The 4705-nt window shown below is 35.6% G+C and carries 7 protein-coding genes; 1 reads left to right on the top strand and 6 read right to left on the bottom strand.

Annotated elements, in window-relative coordinates; genetic code table 11:
• From AC3AX0_RS07455 to AC3AX0_RS07440, 4 genes are all read right to left on the bottom strand, one after another.
• Positions 1 to 235: EamA family transporter (locus AC3AX0_RS07455; protein WP_487549677.1), on the bottom strand; the 235-nt coding region annotated here is incomplete at its 3' end.
• Positions 232 to 594 carry a VOC family protein gene (locus tag AC3AX0_RS07450; protein ID WP_487549676.1) on the bottom strand — a complete coding sequence of 121 codons (363 nt, stop codon included), beginning with the start codon at positions 592 to 594 and terminating at the stop codon, positions 232 to 234. The genes AC3AX0_RS07450 and AC3AX0_RS07455, both read right to left, overlap by 4 nt.
• A 244-nt stretch (positions 595 to 838) precedes the next feature.
• Positions 839 to 1813, bottom strand: coding sequence for a dipeptidase (locus tag AC3AX0_RS07445; protein WP_487549675.1), 975 nt, complete (start codon positions 1811 to 1813; stop codon positions 839 to 841).
• Between the two features lie 12 nt (positions 1814 to 1825).
• Positions 1826 to 3025 (bottom strand): DUF819 family protein, encoded by a 1200-nt coding sequence (locus AC3AX0_RS07440; RefSeq protein ID WP_487549674.1) that lies wholly within the window; start codon positions 3023 to 3025, stop codon positions 1826 to 1828.
• 186 nt (positions 3026 to 3211) lie between these two features.
• Here AC3AX0_RS07440 and AC3AX0_RS07435 point away from each other — a divergent pair, with 186 nt between their 5' ends.
• Complete coding sequence (locus AC3AX0_RS07435; RefSeq protein ID WP_487549673.1) at positions 3212 to 3760, top strand: helix-turn-helix domain-containing protein; 549 nt, start codon at positions 3212 to 3214, stop codon at positions 3758 to 3760.
• Between the two features lie 138 nt (positions 3761 to 3898).
• Here AC3AX0_RS07435 and AC3AX0_RS07430 read toward each other — a convergent pair whose 3' ends face one another.
• Both AC3AX0_RS07430 and AC3AX0_RS07425 read right to left on the bottom strand, forming a co-directional pair.
• On the bottom strand, positions 3899 to 4045 hold the full coding sequence (locus AC3AX0_RS07430) for a hypothetical protein (RefSeq protein ID WP_487549672.1): 147 nt from the start codon (positions 4043 to 4045) through the stop codon (positions 3899 to 3901).
• A 242-nt stretch (positions 4046 to 4287) separates the two neighbouring features.
• Positions 4288 to 4623, bottom strand: a complete 336-nt coding sequence (locus AC3AX0_RS07425) for a YbaN family protein (RefSeq protein ID WP_487549678.1) — start codon at positions 4621 to 4623, stop codon at positions 4288 to 4290.
• Positions 4624 to 4705 lie beyond the last annotated feature (82 nt).

The raw sequence follows: 4705 nt of genomic DNA, 5'->3' as shown, positions 1-4705 counted from the left end.
AGGAAAACATTATAAGTCCCACTATGACTCCGTATTTAATGACTTCCCGATTCGTCTTCATCATCCTTTTATGGAAGATTATGGCAGAAGCCAAAAAAGCAATTCCAAATCTAATCGCTATATAACTATATACGGACATACTATCAAGTGCCAACTTCGTTAGCATATATGTACTACCCCATGCAATGGTCACTATAAAGAGAGCCATATCAGCCTTCGATTGTTTATTCATCATTCAGGATAACACCTCAATTGTACGGACACGCCATTGGGATCATAAACATAGAAATAGCGGGTATTGTCATTGGGAAGCTGAATAGGAGAAGGATTAAGTCCCTTGTCCGCTGCAATTTTGTGCATTTCATCCAGCTTGTCAGTCTTGAAGCAAATGAACATGCCCTTCCCTTCAAACTTCTGACCTTTTGGCATACATATAAGTTCAATCTCAGTTGATCCGCTACCATTTGAAAGGAATGCAACCTCTCCAGGTCCTGCTTCAAAGCGTCTAGCAACTGTAAGTTCTGTTACCGTCTTATAAAATTCGATGGATTTCTCCATATCATTGACCATTAAGGCCATGTGTTGAATGTGCATAGTGATTCTCCTTCTTTCTTGGTCTATAAAAATCGACCAGATAATAATCAATTATCTCATACAATTATATGTAGTTCAACAGTTAGTCACAATTAGAAATGATTTGTCCACAATTTTCGGAAGTTGCCCACATTATGTCAGGCGATACTCTTTTTTTGAACAAAAAAGGCTTGGCGTTTGCACCCTTGAATGACATCAATTGCAAAACACGCCATAATCACTGCTGATCATGGCGTGTTTTGCTTTATTTCATAATTCTTTTGATAAGATCTAGTACGTTTTTACTAGCTACCTTTTCAATTTCTTTCTGTGAAAATCCACGTTTTTCCATTTCAATGACTATATTCATTGAATCTGATGCATCTACAAGGCCCTTTGTAAAGGAAGTTTCCTGTGTACTGAATGTGCTCAGTGAGGATTCATCAATATAGTCGCAGTAATCAAATCCCAAGGCAACATGCTGGATGCCAACCAAATCCGTTATATGAACAATATGATCAACAAGGTATTTGACATTCTGCTTATCCATATCATCATGAACAAATTGATTGAATGAATTGATTCCTATATATCCGCCCGACATTGCTATTTCCTTCACTTGGTCATCCGTAAGGTTTCTAGGTACATTACTCAAGGCTTTGCAGTTGGAGTGTGAAGCTATAAAGGGTTTGTCAGCTATCCTTGCAACATCCCAGTAGGATTTCTCGTTCAAATGTGACACGTCAAACAACATATTATGTCCGGATATCCGTTTATATGCCTCTTCTCCCAGTTTTGAGAGTCCTCGCTCTGGATTTCCCAATACTCCTGTTGCCAGCTCATTTTCTTCATTCCACGTAAGGGATGCATGTCTTGCTCCGAATTTATGGAACTCGTCAATCATTTCAATATTTCTACCTATCGAGCTCAGTCCTTCAAGTCCAATGAAGATAGCTATCCTATTGTCTTTGACAGCAGCCATATATTCATTATAGTCATGAACGATTCTGAAATGGTTTTCTGCATATTTCATCTCTTTTTCAACAGCTTCCATTATCTGTCTAGTTCTCAACAAGGGTTCTGCATCGTAGGGTGGATCCGACCATATTACAAATATGCTTCCATTGACTCCACCTTTAATGAATTTCTCATAATGATATCTGTTTAAAATGTCTACTTCACCCTGGGTTTGTTTTGCTATTACATCTGTCCAGGTATCTGAATGTCCATCGAAAATCATTTTGACTCCCCCTTACATTAATATATTTCCCATGAATATACCGAAATAGTTACCTATTATATATCCAAGTGTACCAACAAGCATTATGGGTGCTATGAGTTTTGTCCATCCCTTTGATATTGCCATGGCTGCAGCTGTTGTTGGTCCGCCTATATTGGCATTTGAAGCAAGTATCATTTCTTCAAGGTCAAATTTAAGCAGTTTTCCAAAGCCAAAAGTAACTATCATGTTTACCAATACCATAACTGTACAGAAAAGAAGTAGTAGAGGGGATTTTTGTAGAATCAATCCTATTGAAGCCGGTACACCTATTACAACAAAGAATAGATATATAAGATATGTTCCTATTTCCTGTGCTCCTGCTATTTCTCCAAAGAAATCAGCCTTAGCAGTTGCAAGTATCATTGATACCGTTGTAATTATAAGATACTTGTTTCCAAACAATCCGTTCAGCAATTCTAGTGCTGAATTTGTTGTTGGAATTAAGTTATCAAGAAACTTTGATGCTTCTGATGAAAATGCTACAATAAAGAAGGCTGTTCCAACTGAAAATGCAATATCTTTCAAGGAAATGTTCTTTCCTTTCCAATATGCAGCTGCTGTTGTTTCTCCATTTGAACCCTTTGACTCTACTTCATCAACATGTGGATGCTTGTATAGTTTTCTCATAAAGGCCATAGAAGGCATCATTATGAGTACAAAGAAGTATAGTGCCATCAACAGGTTGTCTGCAACTATTGCCGCTGATACCAGATCGCCTGCTACATCAAATGAGTCTGCCATTGCTACGAAATTGACTCCTCCTCCAATGTATGAACCTGACATCATTGCCGCTACCTTAGTAAGGTCGGGTACTACGTTTTTAAGCATAGCATATCCCAATACTGCTCCAAGCATTGTTCCCATGGAACTTATGAGGAATATTATTAGTATTCTTCCACTTTCTTTCCATATCTTTTTGATATTGCATTGAAGCAACAACAAAGGTATAGCTAAAGGTACTACATAACCCCATACCTGGTCATATACAGGTGAGTCTGTTGGAATAATTTTCAGATTTGATAATATCATTGCTCCTACTAATGCTATAATTGCGCCTGATACTTTTGCTGCCCATTCGTATTTCTGCTCGAGATATATACTCATTGCCGCCCAGATAGTAATAATCGCCCATAACACCCACGTGTTATCTGCACTGATTAATGTGTTCATAAAATTTCCTCCATCATTATATTGAATTTATTTAAGTTTATTATAACATATTGAACGTTTTCCGTCAAGATGTTGATTATTTCATGCTGTACAGCCAATATACTGAATGTTTTCATTTCTTTATATATATTATATTGTTTATTTTACTCCCTTCTTATGTTATCATTATTTACGAGGTGTATTTAAATGGATGTAGATATCAGTAAAAAGGTTAAAGAATTAAGAAAATCCAAGGAATTAAGCATAGCTACACTTTCAAAACTATCTGGAGTCAGCACAGGTCTTATCAGTCAGATTGAAAGAGGTCTAGTTGTACCTTCAGTAGTCAATTTATGGAAATTAGCCAAGGCTCTAGACACCAGTGTTGGATTTTTCTTTGATGAAGGTCTCAAGGAAGATGACTTGGTTGTTAGAAAAGATAATAGGAAGAGAATAGTCATCAACAAAAGCAAGGGTATATATGAACTTCTATCACCGGACTTGAACAGAAAAATAGAACATCTGTTGATTACAATCAAGCCAGGTGATGAAACCAACCCTGAATTGATTACTCATGTGGGAGAAGAATGCGGGTATGTCATCAAAGGTACCTTGACTATCAGAATCAATGAAGAAGAATATATACTAAATGAAGGAGATAGTATCTATTTCAGTAGTGAGTTTCCTCACAAATATTTTAATAATTCTGATGAAGAATGTGTCTCAATATGGGCAATGACTCCTCCATCGTTTTAGATTTGATAGATTAATATAACAATTATCGTAAAACAAGACCCTAACTCCACAACGAGTTAAGGTCTTTATTTTCTTTCATTATTCCATTTTGTTGTATTTTGCTTTTCTCTTTTGTAGATACGTCTATCCATACCTTCTTTACTTAACCTTTGATGATTCTGTTACACTAAGGATATTAACAAGTTTGTTCTTCTTAAGTTTGAATATCTCATCTCTTGAAAATTCATTTCCATACTGCATCTCGTCATTTGCGTCATCAAATACTACATAATACTTCGTGTTCATTTCTTGTTACCTCCGGTTTTTTATTCTCTATTTTAAATAATTATACATTGTTTATTGTATAATGTCAAGGAGTTTATTATGATCATATATCCCAAAAGGGTTCTATTTACTGAAACATCGTATCAAAAAACCTCCAAATTGGAGGTTCTGGTATTTTATCATATTTAAAATTCTTTGATTTTATGTATATTTACTGTATCTGAGCCTTTATCTGTAATCTAATAGCTTTCAATTCATAGGAATTAAACCTTACTTTTCTCTTTTATACTTATAATGTGTATCGATACTGTCACAGCTATTAAAAACAATATCACCTGGCCAAATATTACATCTCTCATCTTGTATATGGAATATCCAATGCCGGTCCAAATAAAAATGATGCTAATAACCTTTGCATGTAAGGGTATTCCTTTTCTCTTTATATAATCGTCTATGTATTTTCCAAACACTGTACTGTTAATAAGCCAGCTATGGAGCTTCTCAGATCCTTTTGAAAAACAAATTGCAGCCAGAAGTAGAAATGGAGTCGTTGGCAATACAGGCAGTACTATTCCCACACAGCCCAACAATACAAATATTATTCCTGCTAAATTCTATAAATGTTTTATTACCATCTATATTACTCCTAAATTTCGTCCTTAATTTCCATTGATGCAATGA

It is taken from the genome of Dethiosulfatibacter sp., assembly GCF_983023055.1.
This window is presented reverse-complemented; position numbering and strand designations above follow the sequence as displayed.